Source organism: Pseudonocardia lutea (genome assembly GCF_042658055.1).
GTDB lineage: Bacteria > Actinomycetota > Actinomycetes > Mycobacteriales > Pseudonocardiaceae > Pseudonocardia > Pseudonocardia lutea.
This window is the reverse complement of sequence record NZ_JBHSQK010000007.1, coordinates 158,346-177,349: the sequence shown is the minus strand read 5'-3', so window position 1 is coordinate 177,349 and position 19,004 is coordinate 158,346. Positions and strand designations below refer to the sequence as shown.

18 protein-coding genes are annotated in these 19,004 nt (G+C 76.6%); 8 read left to right on the top strand and 10 right to left on the bottom strand.

What is annotated here, in order from left to right:
- Positions 1-59: 59 nt before the first annotated feature.
- The gene (locus tag ACFQH9_RS03785) at positions 60-917 is read left to right on the top strand and encodes a glycosyltransferase family A protein (RefSeq protein ID WP_379564216.1); all 858 of its coding nucleotides are present in this window, start codon (positions 60-62) and stop codon (positions 915-917) included.
- Here the strand turns inward: ACFQH9_RS03785 and ACFQH9_RS03780 are convergent.
- Positions 907-1,881 (bottom strand): glycosyltransferase family 9 protein, encoded by a 975-nt coding sequence (locus tag ACFQH9_RS03780; RefSeq protein ID WP_379564214.1) that lies wholly within the window; start codon positions 1,879-1,881, stop codon positions 907-909. The genes ACFQH9_RS03785 and ACFQH9_RS03780 overlap by 11 nt on opposite strands.
- Positions 1,874-2,989 carry a glycosyltransferase gene (locus tag ACFQH9_RS03775; protein ID WP_379564542.1) on the bottom strand — a complete coding sequence of 372 codons (1,116 nt, stop codon included), beginning with the start codon at positions 2,987-2,989 and terminating at the stop codon, positions 1,874-1,876. The genes ACFQH9_RS03780 and ACFQH9_RS03775 overlap by 8 nt, the downstream gene beginning before the upstream one ends.
- A gap of 122 nt (positions 2,990-3,111) precedes the next feature.
- Here ACFQH9_RS03775 and ACFQH9_RS03770 point away from each other — a divergent pair, with 122 nt between their 5' ends.
- Positions 3,112-4,239 (top strand): glycosyltransferase family 9 protein, encoded by a 1,128-nt coding sequence (locus tag ACFQH9_RS03770; protein WP_379564212.1) that lies wholly within the window; start codon positions 3,112-3,114, stop codon positions 4,237-4,239.
- Positions 4,236-4,409: a hypothetical protein gene (locus ACFQH9_RS03765; RefSeq protein ID WP_379564210.1), complete on the top strand. Its 174-nt coding sequence runs from the start codon at positions 4,236-4,238 to the stop codon at positions 4,407-4,409. Before ACFQH9_RS03770 ends, ACFQH9_RS03765 begins: the two co-directional genes overlap by 4 nt.
- Positions 4,410-4,472: 63 nt before the next feature.
- On the opposite strand, the gene ACFQH9_RS03760 is transcribed toward ACFQH9_RS03765, so the two are convergent.
- The 4 genes from ACFQH9_RS03760 to ACFQH9_RS03745 form a co-directional block, all read right to left on the bottom strand.
- Positions 4,473-4,826: a DUF3618 domain-containing protein gene (locus ACFQH9_RS03760; RefSeq protein WP_379564208.1), complete on the bottom strand. Its 354-nt coding sequence runs from the start codon at positions 4,824-4,826 to the stop codon at positions 4,473-4,475.
- The gene (locus ACFQH9_RS03755) at positions 4,823-5,260 is read right to left on the bottom strand and encodes a phage holin family protein (RefSeq protein ID WP_379564205.1); all 438 of its coding nucleotides are present in this window, start codon (positions 5,258-5,260) and stop codon (positions 4,823-4,825) included. Before ACFQH9_RS03755 ends, ACFQH9_RS03760 begins: the two co-directional genes overlap by 4 nt.
- A 41-nt stretch (positions 5,261-5,301) precedes the next feature.
- On the bottom strand, positions 5,302-6,684 hold the full coding sequence (locus ACFQH9_RS03750) for a cytochrome P450 (RefSeq protein ID WP_379564203.1): 1,383 nt from the start codon (positions 6,682-6,684) through the stop codon (positions 5,302-5,304).
- Between the two features lie 103 nt (positions 6,685-6,787).
- Entirely contained in the window at positions 6,788-6,994 is a 207-nt protein-coding gene (locus ACFQH9_RS03745; RefSeq protein ID WP_379564201.1) for a hypothetical protein, read from the bottom strand.
- A gap of 113 nt (positions 6,995-7,107) precedes the next feature.
- Here ACFQH9_RS03745 and ACFQH9_RS03740 point away from each other — a divergent pair, with 113 nt between their 5' ends.
- Positions 7,108-7,953 carry a uroporphyrinogen-III synthase gene (locus tag ACFQH9_RS03740; RefSeq protein ID WP_379564199.1) on the top strand — a complete coding sequence of 282 codons (846 nt, stop codon included), beginning with the start codon at positions 7,108-7,110 and terminating at the stop codon, positions 7,951-7,953.
- A 13-nt stretch (positions 7,954-7,966) separates the two neighbouring features.
- Here the strand turns inward: ACFQH9_RS03740 and ACFQH9_RS03735 are convergent, their stop codons facing one another.
- Together ACFQH9_RS03735 and ACFQH9_RS03730 are read right to left on the bottom strand one after the other, a co-directional pair.
- Complete coding sequence (locus ACFQH9_RS03735) at positions 7,967-11,176, bottom strand: acetyl-CoA carboxylase family protein (protein ID WP_379564197.1); 3,210 nt, start codon at positions 11,174-11,176, stop codon at positions 7,967-7,969.
- Positions 11,173-12,753 carry an AMP-binding protein gene (locus ACFQH9_RS03730; protein WP_379564195.1) on the bottom strand — a complete coding sequence of 527 codons (1,581 nt, stop codon included), beginning with the start codon at positions 12,751-12,753 and terminating at the stop codon, positions 11,173-11,175. The genes ACFQH9_RS03735 and ACFQH9_RS03730 overlap by 4 nt, the downstream gene beginning before the upstream one ends.
- Positions 12,754-13,031: 278 nt before the next feature.
- On the opposite strand from ACFQH9_RS03730, the gene ACFQH9_RS03725 reads away from it, so the two are divergent.
- The 4 genes from ACFQH9_RS03725 to ACFQH9_RS03710 all read left to right on the top strand — a co-directional run bounded on the left by ACFQH9_RS03725 (position 13,032) and on the right by ACFQH9_RS03710 (position 17,528).
- Complete coding sequence (locus ACFQH9_RS03725; protein ID WP_379564193.1) at positions 13,032-14,636, top strand: peptide chain release factor 3; 1,605 nt, start codon at positions 13,032-13,034, stop codon at positions 14,634-14,636.
- Between the two features lie 6 nt (positions 14,637-14,642).
- Positions 14,643-15,944, top strand: coding sequence for a D-arabinono-1,4-lactone oxidase (locus ACFQH9_RS03720; protein ID WP_379564191.1), 1,302 nt, complete (start codon positions 14,643-14,645; stop codon positions 15,942-15,944).
- Between the two features lie 61 nt (positions 15,945-16,005).
- Positions 16,006-16,290, top strand: a complete 285-nt coding sequence (locus ACFQH9_RS03715) for a hypothetical protein (protein WP_379564189.1) — start codon at positions 16,006-16,008, stop codon at positions 16,288-16,290.
- A 569-nt stretch (positions 16,291-16,859) separates the two neighbouring features.
- Complete coding sequence (locus ACFQH9_RS03710) at positions 16,860-17,528, top strand: pentapeptide repeat-containing protein (protein ID WP_379564187.1); 669 nt, start codon at positions 16,860-16,862, stop codon at positions 17,526-17,528.
- Here ACFQH9_RS03710 and ACFQH9_RS03705 read toward each other — a convergent pair.
- On the bottom strand, positions 17,512-17,898 hold the full coding sequence (locus ACFQH9_RS03705; protein ID WP_379564185.1) for a hypothetical protein: 387 nt from the start codon (positions 17,896-17,898) through the stop codon (positions 17,512-17,514). The two genes, ACFQH9_RS03710 and ACFQH9_RS03705, sit on opposite strands and share 17 nt — an antisense overlap.
- The gene (locus ACFQH9_RS03700; RefSeq protein WP_379564183.1) at positions 17,895-18,392 is read right to left on the bottom strand and encodes an NADPH-dependent FMN reductase; all 498 of its coding nucleotides are present in this window, start codon (positions 18,390-18,392) and stop codon (positions 17,895-17,897) included. The genes ACFQH9_RS03705 and ACFQH9_RS03700 overlap by 4 nt, the downstream gene beginning before the upstream one ends.
- Between the last annotated feature and the right edge of the window lie 612 nt (positions 18,393-19,004).

Sequence of the window (19,004 nt, the reverse complement as noted above, 5' to 3'; positions counted from 1 at the left end):
CCCGAGAGGTGGACGAGCATGGACGGCGCCGTGCGCGACGACGAGCGGGACCCGGCGGAGTGAGCGCGCCGACGGGGGCCGGCCGGATCGAACCCGGGGAGCGGCCCGCGGCCGCCGCGGAGATCGAGGTGCTGGTGCCCACCCGCAACCGCCCGGTCGAGCTGGCCACCACGCTGGCCGGCCTGGCCGCCCAGGACCATCCCTTCGACCTCGTGATCTCGGACCAGTCCGACGACGCCGCCTCCTACGACACGGAACCCGCGCAGGCGATGATCCGGGTGCTGGAGCTGCGCGGGCACCGGGTCCACACGCGGCGGCACCTGCCGCGCCGCGGCGTCATCGAGCACCGGGCCGCACTGCTGGCGAGCTCGGCGGCGCGGTACGTGCTCTACCTCGACGACGACGTCTGGCTCGCCCCCGGCACGATCGCGCTGCTGCACGAGGCGATCACCGTGCTGGGCTGCGGGATGGTCGGCGCGGCCATGCAGGGCCTGTCCCACGTCGACGACGAGCGCCCGGCCGAGCAGGAGCCGTTCGAGCGGTGGGCCGGCCCGCCGGTCCCGGAGACGCTGCACCCGGGCACCCCGGAGTGGGAGCGCTGGCGGCTGCACAACGCCGCCAACCCGGTCCACCTCGCCCGCCGCCACCTGCGGCCCGGCGAGCGCTGGTTGGCCTACAAGGTCGCCTGGGTGGCCGGCTGCGTCCTCTACGACCGCGAGGCGCTCGAGGCGGTCGGCGGCTTCGACTTCTGGCGGGAGGTGCCGGCGGAGGCCGTGGGCGAGGACGTCGTGGCCGAGCAGCGGGTGATGGCGAAGTTCGGCGGCGCCGGGATCCTGCCGTCCGGCGCGGTGCACCTGGAGTCGGAGACGACGATCCCGGACCGTCCGACGACCGCCGACACCCTGCTCAGGGGCTGAGGACCGGGAGCGGCTCGCGCACCGCGGCCCGCACCGCGGGCGCCACCGCGGCCGGGGGGACGTCCGCCATGCAGGCGGGGCCCCCGGCCGGCGGGCTCAGCGGGCACCGCGCCTCCCACCAGCACACCTGCTCGGTGATGGCCGTCGGGCGCCGGTGCGGGCAGTCCGGCAGGCCCTGCAGGTTGGTCGCGGGCTCGTCGAGCCCGTAGCGGGCGGCGAGGGTGGGACCGAACAACCCGACGGTCCGGGCGCCGACCGCGGCCGCGACCCGGGCCGGCCCGGTGTCCCCGCCGACCACGACGCCGCCGCGGCGGGCCACGGCGGCGAACCGGGCGGCGAGCCCGCGCAGGTCGGTGGGCGGCAGCTCCGGCACCGGTGCGCCCGGGCCGACGGCGACCACGGGCAGCCCGTCGAGCAGCTCCACCAGCTGCGCCCAGTGCGGCCACAGCTTCACCGCCATCCCGGCCCCGGGCACGAGCACGACCGGCGTCCCGGCCGGCAGGTCGGCCGCGGCGCGCTGCACCTCGGCGGCGGTGAGGTGGATCCGCGGCGGCCGGTACTCCGGCGCGACGAGGCCCTCCTCGGCGAGGATGCGGACGTAGCGGCGGGAGACGGGCTCGTCGGGCGGCGGGGAGCGCCACAGGTTCGTCACGCCCGGGACGCCCCGCTCCTCGACGAGGTCCGGGATCCCGTGCAGCCGGGTGGTGCTCACCACGAGGTCGGCGCGGCCCAGCGCGGCCACTGCCGCTTCCGCGGCCTCGCGCTCCCGGCCCTTCTCCGCGCGCAGCACCTCGGCGACCGTCGGGTCGGTGTCGAGGAGCGTGGCGCCGGGATCGTGGGTGAGCACGCGCAGCGCCGCGCCCGGGAAGCGCGCGGCGAGCCCGTGCACCACGGGCAGGGCCATGACCAGGTCGCCGAGCCCGCCGAGCAGGTCGATCACGAGGATGTCGCCGGGCTCACGCACGTCCGCGCACCTCCGCGTAGACCTCCCGGTGCAGGGAGGCGATCCGCTCCCAGCTCCGTGCGGCCCCGACCTCCGCGCCGCCGGCGGCCACGTGCATCCGCAGGGCCGGGTCGTCGAGCAGCCGGCGGAGGGCCTCGGCCAGCGAGGCGCCGTCGCGGACCGTCGGGGCGACCACCACGGTCTCCCCGTCGACCAGCTCCGGGTCGGGCGGGTCGGCACGGGTGACGACCGTCGGCAGGCCGTGCGCGAAGGCCGACAGCAGCGCGCCGCTCTTGGTGGTGGCGCCGGCGGTGAGGGGGAAGGCAGCGAGATCGGCGGCGTGCAGCGCGGCGGAGACCTCCTTCTCCGGCAGGTGCCCGGTCACCGTGACGTGCTCGGCGACGCCGGCGGCCGCGATCTGCCCGAGCAGCTCCGCCCGGAAGGCGCGGGCCTCGTCCTCCGGCAGCGCCAGCGAGGTGAACCCGCCCACGACCAGCAGGTGCAGCCGGTCCCGGCCCTCCGCGCGGAGCTGCGCGAGGGCCTCGGCCAGGTAGCGGACGCCCTTGACCGGGTGCACGAACCCGAAGAAAACGACGACCTCGGCGTCGGCCGGCACGCCGAGCCGCCGGCGGGTGTCGTCCCGCGGCGCCGGGCCCAGGTCGGGCACGTTGGGCGCCAGCGGCACGAGGACCGGGGCGACCCGCATCCGCTCGCGCAGGGTGCGCTCGTGGCCCGCGTTCGTGGTGAGGACGGCGGCGCTGCGGGGGACGAGCCGCCAGGTCTCGCGGTCGACCCCGCGCCGCTCCACCGCCCGCCACACCCTCCCGGGCACCCAGGACGGCGCGGCCCACCAGCCGTACTCGTGCACCGTCGTGACCAGGGGTGCCCGGACCAGGTCGGGGAGCACGCCGGGCCAGGGCGAGAACCCGAACGCCGAGGGCGCGAACTGCACGTGCACCACCTCGGGACGGAGCGCGCGGATCCGGCGCGCCGCGCGGACGACGCTCGCCGGCGACCCCGCCACGCTGACGGGCTCCACCTGCTCGCCGGTCCGGCGCAGCGCGTCGACCAGGTGGGAGGTGTAGTCGGCCACGCCGTCGCGGGCGGGATCGGCCCCGCCCTGCACCATCACGATCACCTGTGGACGGTTCCCGAGGAGCACGCCGGGAAACGCGCCCGGACGGGGGGACGTCCACTGTGCGGGGTCGACCGCGCGGGGTTGACGGGGAGCAGGAGGGGAACAGAACGATCGTGTTCGAGCATCCGGCGGCCCTGGCGGGCGCCCCCGTGAACTGGCCGGCCCTGCGCCGGATCCTGGTCGTGCGCCCGGACAACCTGGGCGACGTCCTGCTCACCGGACCGGCCCTCGCCGCGCTGCGCGCCGCCGCCCCGCACGCCCGGATCGACCTGCTCGCCTCGCCCGGCGGCGCCGCCGCGGCGACCCTGTTGCCCGAGATCAGCGAGGTCGTGGTCGCGCGGGTGTCCTGGCAGCAGATCGACGGGGCGACCGGGCAGGACCCGGATCCCGACGCCGACCTGGTCGCCGAGCTCGCCGGGCGGGGTCACGACGCCGCGGTGCTGCTGACCTCGTTCTCGCAGTCCCCGTGGCCGGCCGCCGAGGTCTGCCGGCGGGCGGGGATCCCGATCCGGGCCGGCCTGTCGAAGGAGTTCGGCGGGACGGCGCTCACGCACTGGGTCCCCGCCCCCGACGACGGCCTCCACCAGGTCGACCGGGCCCTGCACCTGCTGGGCCGGCTCGGTGTCCCCGCGGCCGCCCGCACGCTGCACGCCGCCGTGCCCGCGGCGGGCCGGTGCCACGCGCGGGACGCGCTCGCCGGGCTCGGGCTCCCCGCGGGCCCGTACGCGGTGCTGCTGCCCGGTGCCTCCTGCCCGTCCCGGCGCTACCGGGGCTTCCGCGAGGTCGCGGCGGGGCTGGGGGCGCGGCTCCCGGTCGTCGTCTCCGGGCCGGCGGCGGAGGAGGAGCTGGTCCGGGCGGTCGCCGAGGGGCTCCCGGGCGTGCACCCGCTGCCGGGTGCGCTCGACGTGCCCGGACTGGCCGGCCTGCTCGCCGGGGCGGCGGTGGCGGTCACCAACAACAGCGGCGGGATGCATCTCGCCGACGCCGTCGGCACACCGGTGGCCGTGCTGTTCGCCGGCACGGAGGAGGTCGACCAGTACCGGCCGCGCTCGGCGCCCGCCGCCGTCCTGGACCGCCCGGTCTCGTGCAGCCCGTGCCGCCAGTTCCGGTGCCCCTTCGCGCTGGAGTGCCTCGACGTGCCGCCGGACGAGGTGGTCGCCGCCGCGCTGGGCCTGGCGTCGATCACCGTGTCGGAGGTGTCCGGTGTGGAATCCGGCCCGACGGGAATCCCCGTCCCATGAGTACTCCCCGCACCACACAGGACGAGACCGGGCCGCGCGACGTCATGGTCCCCGAGGAGCAGGTGCACCCGGACCACCGCGAGCACGCCAAGTCGCCGCGCCCGGTCGACGACGACGAGCTCGCCGCCCGCACGGAGCACGAGCGCCGGCAGGTCGACGCCGAACGCTGAGGCCGCACGGGGACGGGGCGCGATCCGTCGGGGTCGCGCCCCGGATTCGGCCTCCTGCGTCTCTCACCCCCGGCGCCTGCGCAGCACCACCAGCAGGATCGCCACGACGGCGGCACCGGCGGCCCCGGCGCCCGCGAGCAGCGGAGTCCGGTTCTTGCCCTGCAGCGTCGTGTCGAGGGTCCCGGTCACCGTGCCGACGGCGTGCTTCGCGGTGTCGGTCGTGCGGCCCAGCAGCGCGCGGCCGCGGTCCGGGGCCTGCGCGACGGTCGTCCGCACCCGCTCGACCGCCTGCTCGCGGGCGGCCTTGGCCCGGGAGCCCACGTCGACGCGCTCGGCCAGCGCCGACGCCGTCCGGGCGAGCTCCTCGCGCTCGGCGGCGATCCGGTCGCGCAGCTCGTCGGGGGTGGGCTCGCTCACCGGTGGACCTCTCGCCTGATCGTCTCGACGTCCCGCTTCGTGCTGTCGATCGCCTGCTCCGGCACCGGCGGCGCGGCCTGGCTGATCTGCTTCTTCGCCACCAGGGCGAGCAGGCCGCCGAGCGCGACGAGCACCGCCCCGACGATCAGCGCCGAGGCCCACACCGGCAGCACCAGCGCCAGTGCGGCGATCGCGGCGGCGACGAAGGCGAGCCCGCCGGCCAGCGCGAGCATCGTGCCCGCCCCGGCCAGCCCGGCCCCGACGCCGACCTTCTTGCCCTTCGCCGTCACCTCCGCCTTCGCCAGCTGGACCTCGTCGGTCACGAGCGTGCGGACCTGGTCGGTCAGCTGTCGCAGGAGGTCGGCGGTGGACAGCTCGGCCGGGTCGGGCCGGGCGCTCCCGGTCCGCGGGTCAGGGTGGAGTGAGCTGCTCATACCCTCGGCTACCCCCGGCACGGAGCGGTACACACCAGGGGTCACCCGGTCGGTCGCACCACCCGCAGCCGCACGCCGAAGGGGTTCACGCCGGCCGGCAACGGCGCCTGCGGGTCGATCTCCGGCGCCGCGAGCTCGAGGTCGCGGCCGTGCAGCAGGTGCGCCAGGAACAGCGAGGTGGTGAACAGGACCAGCTCGCGACCGGGACAGAGGCCCGGGCCGGCGCTGAAGGGCACCAGGGCGGGGTCGTCCCGGGCGGTGCCGTCGAGCCACTGCTGCGGGTCGAAGCGGTTCGCGTCGGCGCGGGCGCGGCCGTCGCGGTGGAGGAACCAGGTCGGGATGATCAGCGCGGTGCGCCCCTCGATCTCGTCGCCGCCCCACCGCACCGGCTGCGTGGTCTCGCGCAGCAGCAGCGGCGTCGTCGGCCACAGCCGCACCGACTCCAGTACGGCGGCGCGGAGCCGGGGCAGGTCCTGGGGCACGGCGAGGTCGTGCCCGCCGATCTCGTCGCGGACGCGGGCCAGCTCCGCCGGGTGGGCGACGAGCACGGCCAGGGCGCGCAACGCGACCGCGCCCGCGGGGTCGTAGGCGAAGAGCCACTGCGGCACCTGGTCGACGGGATCGACCGCCGGATCCGCCGGGGTGCGGGCGATCATCTCGGCGAGGCTGCCCGGCTCGGCCCGCTCCAGGTGCTCCCGCAGCCGGGCGCGGAGCCGTTCCCGCCGGGCCCGCCGCCGCGGCAGCAGGAAGGACCAGTTGGCGGCGTTGCGCAGCCGGGTCAGCTCGTCGGTGAGGTCGTGGTCGTCGCGGGCGCCGTCGCCGAGGACGACCCGGCGCACCACCCGCCACCAGGCGCGGACGAACGCGTCCCAGTCCAGCTCGCCGGTCCGGTCCGTCTCGTCGCCGAGCAGCTCCGCCTCCTGGGCGACCGCGCGGGCCATCACGGCGGCGTTGCGGTGCAGCGGGTGGCCGGAGTCGAGGACGGCCTCGTTGAACCGGCGCCGCTCGGCGCGGACCTCGCCGTGCGAGACGAGCACGCCGTGCGGCTGGAACTGGCCGAGCGCCCTGCGCTTCTCCCAGGTGTCCGGGGCGAACGGGTCGGGCGTCCCGTCGAGCACCCGCCGGACGTCGTCGGCGTCGAGCACCAGCGCGGCGCGCCGCCCGGGCAGCCGCAGCCGCACCGGGCCGTGCCCGTACCGGGTCGAGAGGTCCTGGAGGACCCGCACGCCGCGGCCGTCGAGATCGGCCCTGCCCGCCAGCGCGACGACGCGGGGCCGGCGCGCGATCACCCCCTGGGCGATGATCGGCAGGATCGCGCCCGCGGCTCGCACGGTGTCGCGGCCGGAGGCGAGCCGGGGGCCGGCCGGGACGGTGTCGTCCCCGGTGCCGGCCGGGTCGTGGAGCGTGGTCTGCCGGGTGGTCATGGCACGGCCGTACCCGGTGTCGGGGGCTCTCTCACGCGGGGCCGGTCACGCCGAGGCGCCGGGACCCGCGGCCGGGTCCCGGCGCCGACGCCGGACAGGGGGATCAGTCGTCGTCGGCGTCCTCGGGCATGTGGCCCTGCGCGGCCGGCACGTCCACCTGCGGCCCGCCGGGTACCTCGGCCATGGGCTCGACGCCCCCGGCCTGGTCGTCGACCTCGGAGCCGGGCGGGGCGGCGGGCGACCGCTCCCCGGTCTTGGTGTCGTGCAGGGTGCGCACCCGCTCCGGGCGCGGGTCCTCGTCACTGCTCATGCCGTGGTGCTACCCGGCGCGTCCGCGTCCCACGCGGGGTGCGGGTGTGACCGTCGCGTGACGATGTGGTGCCCGGGGGCGCGCCCGGGCCCCGGCCGGGTCACCATGCGGGGATGCCAGGAGCGACGGGAACGGAGACGCCTGCTGCGGCCGGGCCCCTGCAGGGCCTGACCGTGGGCGTGACGGCCGCGCGCAAGGCCGAGGAGCTCGCGGGGCTCCTGGAGCGCCGTGGCGCCCGGGTGCTGCAGGGTGCGGCCGTGCGGATCGTCCCGGTCGAGGACGACGACCGGGTGGTCGAGCTGACCCGCGGGCTGCTCGCGGCGCCGCCGGACGTCACGGTCGCGACCACCGGGGTCGGCTTCCGCGGCTGGCTGGCCGCGGCGGAGCGGTGGGGGCTGCGGGAGGAGCTCGTCGCGGCCCTGGGCCGCGGGGAGATCCTGGCGCGCGGGCCGAAGGCGCGCGGCGCGATCCGCGGCGCCGGCCTGGCGGACGCCTGGTCGCCGGACTCCGAGTCCTCGGCCGAGGTGCTCGAGCACCTGCTCGGCCGGGGCGTCGCGGGCCTGCGGATCGCCCTGCAGCTGCACGGCGACCCGCTGACCGACCTCGTCGAGGCCCTGTCGGCCGCCGGCGCCGAGGTCGTCACGGTGCCGGTGTACCGCTGGGAGCTGCCCGCCGACCTCGGCCCGGTGGACCACCTCACCGACCGGCTGCTGGCGGGCGGGCTCGACGCGGTGACCTTCACCAGCGCGCCCGCGGTGGGCGGCCTGCTGCGCCGGGCCGCCGAGCGCGACCTGCGCGATCAGGTGCTCGACGCCCTGCGCCGGACCCTCGTCGTCTGCGTCGGTCCGGTCACCGCGGCCCCGCTGGAGGCCCACGGGGTGCCGACCGTGCAGCCGGAGCGGGCCCGGCTCGGGCCGATGGTGCGGGCGCTGGAGGCGGCGGTCGCCGTCCGGCCCTGACCGGGCCGCGACCTCACCAGGTGTCGACGAAGGGGCGCCGCTCGCCGAGCCGCTTCGGGGCGGCATCGAGGGTCGCCCCGAGCAGCGCGCGGGTGTCGGCGGGGTCGACGACGTCGTCGACCTCGAAGACCGAGGCCACGCTCAGCCCCTTGCCCCGCTCGTACAGCGCCGCGATGAGCTCCGCCCGGCGGGCCGCCCGCGCCCCCGGATCGGGGATGGCGGCCAGCTCCTTGCGGTGGGCGAGGTCGACCGAGCCCTCCAGGCCCATGCCGCCGAACTCGGCCGTGGGCCACGCGAACGTCGCGTACGGCGCCTTGATGCTGCCGCCCAGCATGGCCATCGCGCCGAGCCCGTAGGCCTTGCGCAGCACCAGTGCCACCACCGGCACCGACAGGTTCGCGCCCGCCACGAACATCCGGGAGAAGTGCCGCACGGTCGCCGTCTCCTCGGAGGCCGGGCCGACCATGAACCCCGGGGTGTCGCAGAGCGAGAGCACCGGGAGGCCGTGGGCGTCGCACAGCTGCAGGAACCGGGCCGCCTTGTCCGCCGCGGGGGAGTCGATCGCGCCGCCGAGGTGGTGGGGGTTGTTGGCGAGCACCCCGACCGGACGCCCGTCGAGCTCGGCCAGCGCCGTGAGCACGCCGATCCCGAACCGGGGGCGCAGCTCCAGCACGCTGCCGGTGTCGAACAACCCCTCGACCACGGCCCGGACGTCGTAGGCGCGCAGGCGGTTCTCCGGGACGACCCGGCGCAGCAGCCGCTGGTCGGGGCAGGGGGCGCCACCGGGAAGGTCCGGCTCGCGCAGGTACCGCAGGTAGCGGCGGGCGACCCGGACGGCCTCGGCCTCGTCGCGGACCAGCACGTCGACCACGCCGTTGGCCGTCTGCACCGTCATGGGCCCGATGTCCTCGGGCGCCACCACGCCGAGGCCGCCGCCCTCGATCATGGCCGGCCCGCCCATGCCGAGGTTCGCGTCCTCCGTGGAGATCAGCACATCGCAGCAGCCGGCGAGCGCGGCGTTGCCGGCGAAGCACCGGCCGGAGACGACCCCGATCAGCGGGACCCGCCCGGACAGCCGCGCGAAGTCCCGGAAGGTCGGCACGTCGAGGCCGCTGACCTGGGCGGTGTCGGTGTCGCCGGGCCGCCCGCCGCCGCCCTCGGCGAACAGCACGACGGGCAGCCCGCCGCGCTCGGCCAGGTCGATCATCCGGTCGGTCTTGGCGTGGTTGCGCTTGCCCTGGGTGCCGGCCAGGACCATGTAGTCGTAGGCCATCACCACGCACCGGCGGCCGTCGACGACGCCGATGCCGGTCACCATGCCGTCCCCGGTGGTGTTCTCGACGAGGTCGTCGAGCGGGCGGCGGCGGGCCTGCGCCGCGAGCGTCAGCGCCCCGTACTCGACGAACGACCCGGGCTCGCACAGGTCGGCGATGTTCTCCCGGGCGGTGCGGTGCCCGGTCCGCCGCCGCTTCGCGACGGCCGCGGGCCGGTTCTCGTCGAGCCCGAACCCGCGGCGCCGGCGGACCTCGGCGAGGTCGGGGCGGTCCGCGTCCGGGTCGACCTCCTCGTCGGCGGCGTGCGCGGCCGCGTCGAGCTCGCCGGGGGTGAAGTCGGCCAGCACCGAGCCCTCGTCGACGACGTCGCCGACGGTCACGCCGATCTCGCCGAGCACGCCGTCGGCCGGGGCGGTGACCAGGTGCTCCATCTTCATCGACTCGAGGACGAGCACGGTGCGCCCGCGGGCCAGCGCGTCGCCGGGCGCCGCCTCGACCGCCACCACCACGCCGGCCATCGGCGCGAGGACCTTGCCGGTGTCCGTGTCGTCCCTGCCGGCGTCCCCGTCGGCGCCGGGGGTGGGCCCCTCCGGCGCGATCGCGGGCAGGACCTCCTCGACGAAGCCGGTGTGGATCCGCCCCTCCGCCAGCTCCGGCCGGGCCACGAGCGCGCGCAGCGCGGGGATCGTGGTCGGCGGCCCGGCCACGTCGAACTCGCCGAGGGCGCGGTCGAGCCGGCGCAGCAGCCGGGCCAGGTCGCCGCCCGGCTCGGTGACGACGACCTTGGCCAGCAGCGAGTCGAACCGCGGGCCGACCACGTAGCCGGCGTGGCCGTGGGTGTCGACGCGGACGTCGCGGCCGCCGGGCGGGCGGAACCGGCGCAGCTCGCCCATCCCCGGCCGCACGCCGCCGTCGGGCAGCAGGGTCTCGGTGTTCACCCGGGCCTGCACGGCCAGCCCGCGCGGTACCGGCGGTTCGTCGGGGTCGAGCCCGAGGTCGGCGAGCGTCGCCCCGGCCGCGATCCGCAGCGCGGCCTCGACCAGGTCCACCCCGGTGACCTCCTCGGTCACCGTGTGCTCCACCTGCAGCCGGGGGTTGACCTCCAGGAACGCGATCTCGTCGCCGGCCACGAGGAACTCCACCGTGCCCAGCCCGCGGTAGCCCTCCAGCAGGTCCCGGGCGTGGGCCGGCAGCCGGGCCCGCACGTCGTCGCCGAGCCACGGGCTGGGCGCGAACTCCACGAGCTTCTGCCGGCGACGCTGCAGCGTGCAGTCCCGCTCGCCGAGGGCGACGACCCGGGAGCCGTCCCCGACGACCTGCACCTCGACGTGCCGGGCGCGGGGGAGCAGCCGCTCGACGTAGACCCGCCCGTCGCCGAAGGCCTGCGCGGCCTCCGACCGGCACCGCTCCAGCGCCCCGGCCAGCTCGTCCGGGGTGTGCACCGGCCGCATGCCGCGCCCGCCGCCGCCCGCCAGGGCCTTGACCATCACCGCGGCGCCGGGGCCGAGGGACGCCAGGAACTCGCGGGCCCCGGCGAGGTCGACCGGCCCGTCCGCCGCGGGCAGGACCGGCAGCCCGCGGGCCGCGGCGGCCGCCCGGGCGCGCACCTTGTCCCCGAAGGTCTCCAGCACCTCGGGACCCGGCCCGACGAGCGTCAGCCCGGCCTCCGCGCAGGCCCGCGCGAAGCCCGGGTCCTCGGCGAGGAAGCCGTAGCCGGGGTGGACGGTGTCGGCCCCGGCCCGGCGGGCCGCGGCGACGAGCGCGGCCGCGTCGAGGTAGGCGGCGGTGCCGGTGCCGGGCAGCGGCACCCGCCGGTCGGCCAGCTCGGCGTGCAGGGCCCCCGGCTCGTCGGCCGTCGTCACCGCGACGGTGGTGTACCCGAGGTCGGCGGCGGCCCGGACGATCCGGACGGCGATCTCGCCGCGGTTGGCCACGAGCAGGACGGTCACGAGCGCCTCCCGACGACGATCCCGGCGGCGGCCCGGTCCCAGGCCCCGTCGGCCCCGCGGTCCCGCAGCACCGCCTTCTGCACCTTCTGCGTGGGCGTCCGCGGCAGCGCGTCCGCGACCTCGACGTACCTCGGGACCATGAAGTACGGCATCCGCTCCACGCAGAACGCGATCAGCTCCGCCGGGTCGAACGCGTGCCCCTCGCGGAGCACGACCACGGCCTTGATCTCGTCCTCGGCCAGCTCGGAGGGCACGGCGACGACCGCGCTCTCGGCCACGGCCGGGAACTCGTCGAGCACCCGCTCCACCTCCATGGAGGAGACGTTCTCGCCACCCTTGCGCAGGGCGTCCTTGAGCCGGTCCCGGAAGTAGTAGCGGCCCTCCTCGTCGACGGTGAACGCGTCGCCGGTGTGCAGCCAGCCGTCGCGCCACATCTCGGCGGTCTTCTCCGGGAGCCCGTGGTAGCCCAGCATGACCGTCTCCGGCACCTCCGGCCGCACGACCAGCTCGCCGACCTGCCCGGGCGGGACGTCACGCCCCTGCTCGTCGACGACGCGCAGGTCGTAACCGGCGCGGGCGAACCCCGCCTGCCCGGGCCGGATCCGGTCGGGTGGACCGAGGATCACGCAGCCGATCTCGCTCATCCCGTAGGCGGTCGTGGCCTCGACGCCGAACCGTCGGCGGAAGGCGTCGACGTCGCCGGGCAGCGGCGACATCCCGGCCTGGCGCAGCGGGTTGTCGTGGTCGTCCGGGCGGGGCGGGGCCTGCGCGAGGAGCTGGGCGATCGTGCCGAGCATGCCGGTGAGGGTGATGCCGTGGGCCCGGACGGTGTCCCAGAACCGGGAGACGGAGAAGCCCGGCTCCACCACGCACCGGCAGCCGTGGATCAGCGCGCCGTACACCCCGGCCCACTGCCCGGCGAGGTGGAACAGCGGCAGCGTCACGAGCACCCGGTCCTCGGGCCCCGGCGGCAGGAAGTCCTCCCGGGAGGCGTAGGTGTAGGCGTGCGCGTGCGAGGTCAGGACGCCCTTCGAGGCCCCGGTGGTGCCGGAGGTGTACATGATCGCGACGAGGTCCCGGCCGGTGACCGGCTCGGGCGCCACCGGCGTGGCGGTGAGCAGCTCGTCGAACGGCACCGTCCGGAACCCCGGCAGCGTGCCCGTGCCGCGCACCACCACCGTGCGCAGCCGGGTCAGCTCCCCGGCGACCGCCGCCAGCCGCGGCAGGTAGGCCTCCTCGACGACGAGGGTCTCCGCCGCGGAGTCGTCGAGCACGTGCGCCAGGAAGCGGCCCTTGTAGGCGGTGTTCACCGGGACCTCGACCGCGCCGGTCAGCGACAGCCCGAGCCAGGTGTGCACGAGGTCCAGGGTGTTGTCCAGCAGCAGCGCCACCGCGTCGCCCCGGCCGACGCCCAGCGCCCGCAGCCCGCCGGCGATCCGCAGGGCGCGGGCGTGGGCCTCCGCGAAGGTGTACCGGCCGGTCGCGTCGACGTGGGCGAGCGCGTCGGGCGACCGGTCGAGGACACGGTCGAACGCGAACCCGACCGTCCGGAGCGCGGGGGACGGCAGTGCCGGCATGAGCAGCCTCCTCGAATGTGACGTCTATGTCACATCGCTGGACCCTAACAGCCGAACGGCCGTTCAGGGAGCCGGCGAGGACGGAGGTCGTCGTGTCGGCGGGTGCGGTGCACGGCTCCCGACGCGGGGGGAGGGCCCCGGAGCGGAAGGCCCCGGACCGGCCGACCGGTGCGCGACGACACGTCCCGCCGGGTCCCCGCGCCCGCCGGGCACCCCTGACCGGCGGTTACCCTGGATCACGGCGCGTGCCACGGGGCCGCGGCGGAGGGAGTGCGCAGGTGGTGCAGGTCGGATCGGCCGTTGCGGGGGACGTGCTCGCGGAGGCCGGGCGGCGGCGATCGTTCGCGGTGATCAGCCACCCCGACGCCGGCAAGTCCACGCTCACCGAGGCGCTCGCCCTGCACGCCGAGGTGATCGACTCGGCCGGTGCGGTGCACGGCAAGTCCGGCCGCCGCGGCGTCACCTCGGACTGGATGGAGATGGAGCGCCAGCGCGGCATCTCGGTCTCCAGCGCGGTGCTGCAGTTCGCGTACTCCGACGCCGTCGTCAACCTGCTCGACACCCCGGGCCACGGCGACTTCTCCGAGGACACCTACCGCGTGCTCGCCGCCGTCGACGCCGCCGTGATGCTGCTCGACGCCGCCAAGGGCCTCGAGCCGCAGACCCTCAAGCTGTTCGACGTCTGCCGGTCCCGGAAGATCCCCGTGATCACGTTCGTGAACAAGTGGGACCGGCCGGGCCGCGAGCCGCTGGAGCTGCTCGACGAGGTGGAGCAGACGATCGGGCTGCGGCCGATGCCGGTCACCTGGCCGCTCGGCGTCGCGGGGGAGCTGCGCGGGCTGATCGAGGTCGCAACGGGGGAGTTCACCCGCTACACCCGCGCCGCGGGCGGGGCCACCCGGGCGAGCGCCGAGGTCGTGCCGGCGGAGGTGATCGCCGCCGAGGAGCCGGAGTTCTGGGCCACCGCGCAGGACGAGATCGCCCTGCTGGAGGAGATCGGCGCGCAGTTCGACGAGAAGGACTTCCTGGCCGGCACCGCCACGCCGGTCCTGTTCGGGGCGGCGCTGTCGAACATCGGCGTCGCCCGGCTGCTCGACGCGCTGGTCGAGCTGGCCCCGCCCCCGTCGGAGCGGGAGGACGCCGAGGGCCGCCCGCGTGCGCTCGACGCCCCGCTCTCCGGCCTGGTCTTCAAGGTCCAGGCAGGCATGGACAAGGCGCACCGCGACCGGATGGCTTTCCTGCGCATCCACTCCGGGCGCTTCGAGCGCGGCATGGTGCTCACCCACGCCGCCACCGGCAAGCCCTTCGCCACCAAGTACGCGCAGTCGGTGTTCGGCAGCCAGCGCACGACCGTCGAGGAGGCCTTCCCCGGCGACGTCGTCGGCCTGGTCAACGCCAACGCGCTGCGCCCCGGGGACACCCTCTACGCCGCGGACCCGGTGCACTACCCGGCCATCCCCAGCTTCGCGCCCGAGCACTTCGCCGTGGCCCGCTGCGCCGACGCCGGCAAGAGCAAGCAGTTCCGCCGCGGCATCGAGCAGCTCGACGGCGAGGGCGTGATCCAGGTGCTGCGCTCGGAGCGGCGCGGCGACCAGGCGCCGGTGCTCGCCGCCGTCGGCCCCCTGCAGTTCGACGTCGTGGCCGCGCGGATGGCGTCCGAGTTCTCCGCCCCGATCACGCTGGAGCACCTGCCCTACCAGGTCGCCCGGGTCACCGACGAGGCCGGCGAGCAGGCGCTCTCGACGCAGTCGGAGTGCGAGGTGCTGACCCGCAGCGACGGGGTGCGGCTGGCGGTGTTCAGCAACAAGTGGCGGATGGACGTGGTGATCCGCAAGTTCCCGGACGTCCCGTTCGAGCCGCTGCTCGCGGGCACCGTCGACTGAGCCGCCGTGCCGGCGGCGACCTGGCGGAACTGGTCGGGCAACCAGCGGGCCCGGCCGACCCGGGTCGTCGAGGCGCGCGACGCCGGCGAGGTCGCCTCGGCCGTGCAGGCCGCGGCCCGGGAGGGGCTGCGGGTCAAGGCCGTGGGCAGCGGCCACTCGTTCACGGGGATCGGGGTGCCCGACGGGGTCGCGATCCGGCCGCCCTCGACCCCGTCGGTGACCCTCGACGGCAGCCTCGCGACGGTGCCCGCGGGGCTCACGCTGCGCGCGCTCAACGCGCTCCTGTGGGAGCACGGCCGAGCGCTGCCGAACCTGGGCGACATCGACGCGCAGACGATCTCCGGCGCGATCTCCACCGGCACGCACGGCACCGGCGCCGGCTATCGGGGCATCGCCGCGCAGGTCCGCGGCCTGGAGATGGTCCTGGCCGACGGGTCGCTGCTGCGCTGCACCCCGGACGAGAACCCGGAGGTGCTGTACGCCGCGCGGGTCGGGCTGGGCGCGCTGGGCGTGCTCACGGCGGTGACCCTGCAGACCGTCCCCGCGTTCCGGCTGCACGCGGTGGAGCGGGCGCTGCCGCTGGCCGAGGTCCTCGACGGGCTCGACGGGCTCGCCGCCGCGAACGACCACGTCGAGTTCTACTGGTTCCCGCACACCGAGCTCGCGGTGCTGAAACGGAACAACCGCACCGACCTGGATGCGCCTCGGCGTGGCCGGGCGGCCGAGTGGGTGGGCGACGAGCTGCTGGGCAACGCCGGGTTCGCAGCCGCCTGCGGGCTGGGCGCGCGCGTCCCGGCGCTGGTGCCCCGGTTGAACCGGCTCATGGCGGGGCGGATGGCCGCGCCGGAGTACGTCGACCGCTCCTACCGTGTCTTCTGCAGCCCGCGGCGCGTGCGCTTCCTGGAGATGGAGTACGCCGTGCCCCGTGCGGCGCTGGGGGAGGCGTTCGCCGGACTGCGGGCGGCCGCGGTGCGGCACGGCGGGGACGTGACGGTGCCGGTGGAGGTGCGGGTCACCGCGGCCGACGACATCCCGCTGTCCACGGCCGCCGGCCGCGACACCGCCTACCTCGCCGTGCACGTCGCGCGCGGGCGGCCGCACGAGGCGTACTTCGGGGCCGTCGAGTCGGTGATGGCCGCGCTCGCCGGGCGCCCGCACTGGGGAAAGCTGCACAGCCGGACGGCCAAGCAGCTCCGCACGCTCTATCCCGGTTTCGACGCCTTCGTCGCGCTCCGGGACCGGCTCGACCCCGAGGGCCGCTTCCGCAACGCCTACCTGGACCGTGTGCTGGGCGTTCCCGGGCTGTGAGACGTGTCCGAAATTGAGATTTCCCTTGTTCGGTAGGGGTGGCCAGGGGTAGCAGTTAGACATGGCTAACGCGAGGCCGGTGGTCCGGGAGTTCCGGGTGCTCCGCCGGGCCTGCCTGGCACCGTCCGCCCGCCCCGCCCGGCGGGTCGGCCTCGGCGGCGCGACCGAGCCGTCCGTCCGGCTCGCGGTGGTCGCCGCGGTGGTGATGGTGGTGCTCGCGGGCGGCCTCCTCGCGGCCGTCGCGGCCGGCGCCCCGGCCGCCGTCGTGCTGGGCCTCTGCGTGGCCGCCCTGCTCGTCCGGCCGCTCGCCGTGCTGCGGCACCGCCGGGCCGCCCGCCGGCGCTGACGGGCCGTCTCCACAAGGGGCCACCCGAGCAGCAGCACCCCGCAGCGCCGCAGCCGCACACCCGTCGAAGCGCGGACCCACACCCGGAGCCCGCGTCGCACAGCCCGTCGACCGGGTGTGTCGCGCCGGTTCGGGTGTGGTCGAGGCGCCGTCGCGATCCTGGGCCTCGTGCGCCGGCCAGGTGGATCGGGCGCCGCGGGTCTCGAAGGTGCCGGCGCTGCCGACCCCCGCCTCCTGCGTCCTCACACCCGTTCCAGCCCCGCACACCCCGTCGACGACCTGTGCCGCCGACCTCGACGGTGTGAGGGCGGTCCCGGGCAGGTGTGCGGGGCCGGGGCGGGTGTGCCGGGCTCGGCCGGGTGTGCAGGGCTCGGGCGGGTGTGAGGGCGGCTCGGGCAGGTGTGCAGGGCTCGGGCGGGTGTGCCGGGCCCGAGCCGGTCTGACGGGGGGCCCGAGCCGGCGTGCCGACCGGCCCGAGCGGGCGTCGCGGTGGCGTGAGAGCAGACGCTCCCGCCGGGCCCGCTGCGGGGACCACCCGGCGCGGACGGCCGCCCCGGTAGCGTCGCGGTGTGGCCCGCAGGACCCGAACCGCCAAGACCCAGCCCGACCCGCCCGACCTCCCGTCGTCGTACGACCCGGCGACCGGGCCGCCGGAGACCGGGGACCTGTGGGACGGGGTCGAGGCCGGGCCGGACCTGGTCCTGCCGGAGCACGTCGCGGACCTTCGGCTGCACGAGTGCCGGTTCTCCGGCGTCGACCTCGGCGGGCGCACCCTGAGCGGGCTGCACTGCCGCGACACCGAGTTCCACCGCTGCGACCTCTCCGGCGCGGTGCTCGACGACGCCGTGTTCACCCGCGTCACGTTCACGGACTGCCGGTTCACCGGCGCCGAGCTGAACGGGGCCGGGCTCAACGACGTCCGGATCTCCGGCTGCCGCGCCGACCTCGCCCGGTTCCGGATGGCCACCGGGACGTTCCTGCACGTCGAGGACACGTCGCTGCGCGGCGCCGATCTCTACCGGTTCACCGCCCGCGACTGCGCCTTCCTGCGCTGCGACCTCGGCGAGGCCTCCCTGGAGGACGCCCGGCTGGCCGGCACCGACCTGCACGGCTCGACCGTCGACGCCCTGCGCGGCCCGCTCGCCCTGCGCGGCTGCCGGATCGGCCCCGACCAGCTCGTGCCGGTCGGGGCCCTGCTGCTCGCCGCGGTGGGCGTCGAGATCACCGAGCGGCGCTGACACCGCCGCCCGACGGCCGGGGCGACCGGGGCGTCTCGTGCAGGATCGCCGACACACGCTGCCGGCTGACCCCGAAGAGCTTGCCGATCCGGGTGATCGACACCTCCTCGCGCTGCAGCGCCCGCGCCTCCTCCCGGCGGAACCGGCCGCCGACGGTGCCCAGGTCGTCGAGCGCGCGGGTGAGCGCCTCGACCACCAGCGGGCGCTCCTCCTGCGTGACGATCTCGTGCCAGCTCAGCCCGCGGGCCCGCAGCTGCTCCAGCTGGTCGACCCGCCGGCGGGCCTCGCCGAGGTCGGCCATCGTGCGGTCGAGCTGGCGGCCCAGCTCCCGGAGGGCCTGCACGGCGGGATCGTGGACGGCATCGGTCACCGCAGCGCCATCAGGGCGGTCGCCACCGGCTTCCAGCGCTCGGCGTAGTCCGCGAGCTCCGGCCCCTCCGACCAGGTCGCGTCGATGAGGTAGAGACCCGGGAGCGCGCACGTGCCGCCCAGCTCGGACAGCACCGGCTTGAGGGTCAGGTCGGGCGCCATGGCGTGCCCCGGCCCGGCGCCCAGCATCAGCGGCACGGCCACGACGTCCTGCAGCCCCGTGCCGCCGGCGAACTGGTCCAGGAAGAGCTTGAGCAGGCCGGTGTAGGTGGCCTTGAAGGTCGGGCTGGCGAACACCACCAGCGCGGACTCCTGCACGGTCTTCACGGCCGCGGCGACGGCCTCGTCACCCCAGCCCAGCAGGCCCGGGCCGAGCTCGACGAGGTCGATCACGTGGTCGGGCGCGGCGCCGGTGAGCTTCTCGGCCAGCGCGGTGCCGGCCTGGAGGGTGCGGCTGGCGGGCTTCGGGTTGCCGACGACGACGGTGACGGTCACGTGCGCTCCTGCTCTCGATCTCGGGGGGGGGCCTCGGCTCAGCATTCCATCCCGGCCGCCCCGCGCGCGCCGCCCACCGATCGACCCCGCGCGTCCACCGCACGGCCCCGAACCGCCGGACCCGGCCCGGCGCAGGGGGTCCGTGCGCGCCCGCGCCCCGGGTGAGCAGCGGCGTCGTCCGGTCGTCGGCCCCGGGTCACGGCCTTGACCCGGCCGTGGCCCACCCGTGCACGCCCGTCACCCGTTTGAGACCGTGTGGTGTCCGCCCCCAGTCCGTACGTATCTCGGGAGACGCAGTTGAAGAACCTCGGACGCGCACTCGGCAAGTTCAGCGCCGGCCTCCTCGACGCCCTGGGCATCCTCGGCGGCTGGAACCGGGGCCGCCGCGCCCGCTGACGCCGGCCGGCCCGCCCGGCCCGTCGACCGGCCGGGCGGGCCTCCCGGTCCGTTCCTCCCGCGTCCCGCGGCCGTCCGCAGCCCCTCGCTCCGGCCGCGGCCCCTCTCCTCCTTCCCGCGGTCCTCCCGGTCGACGCCGACGTCCAGCAGATCGACGTCGACTTCGTCGACCGGCCGGACCCGCTGTTCACCGCCGTCGGCGCGAAGGGACCGGTC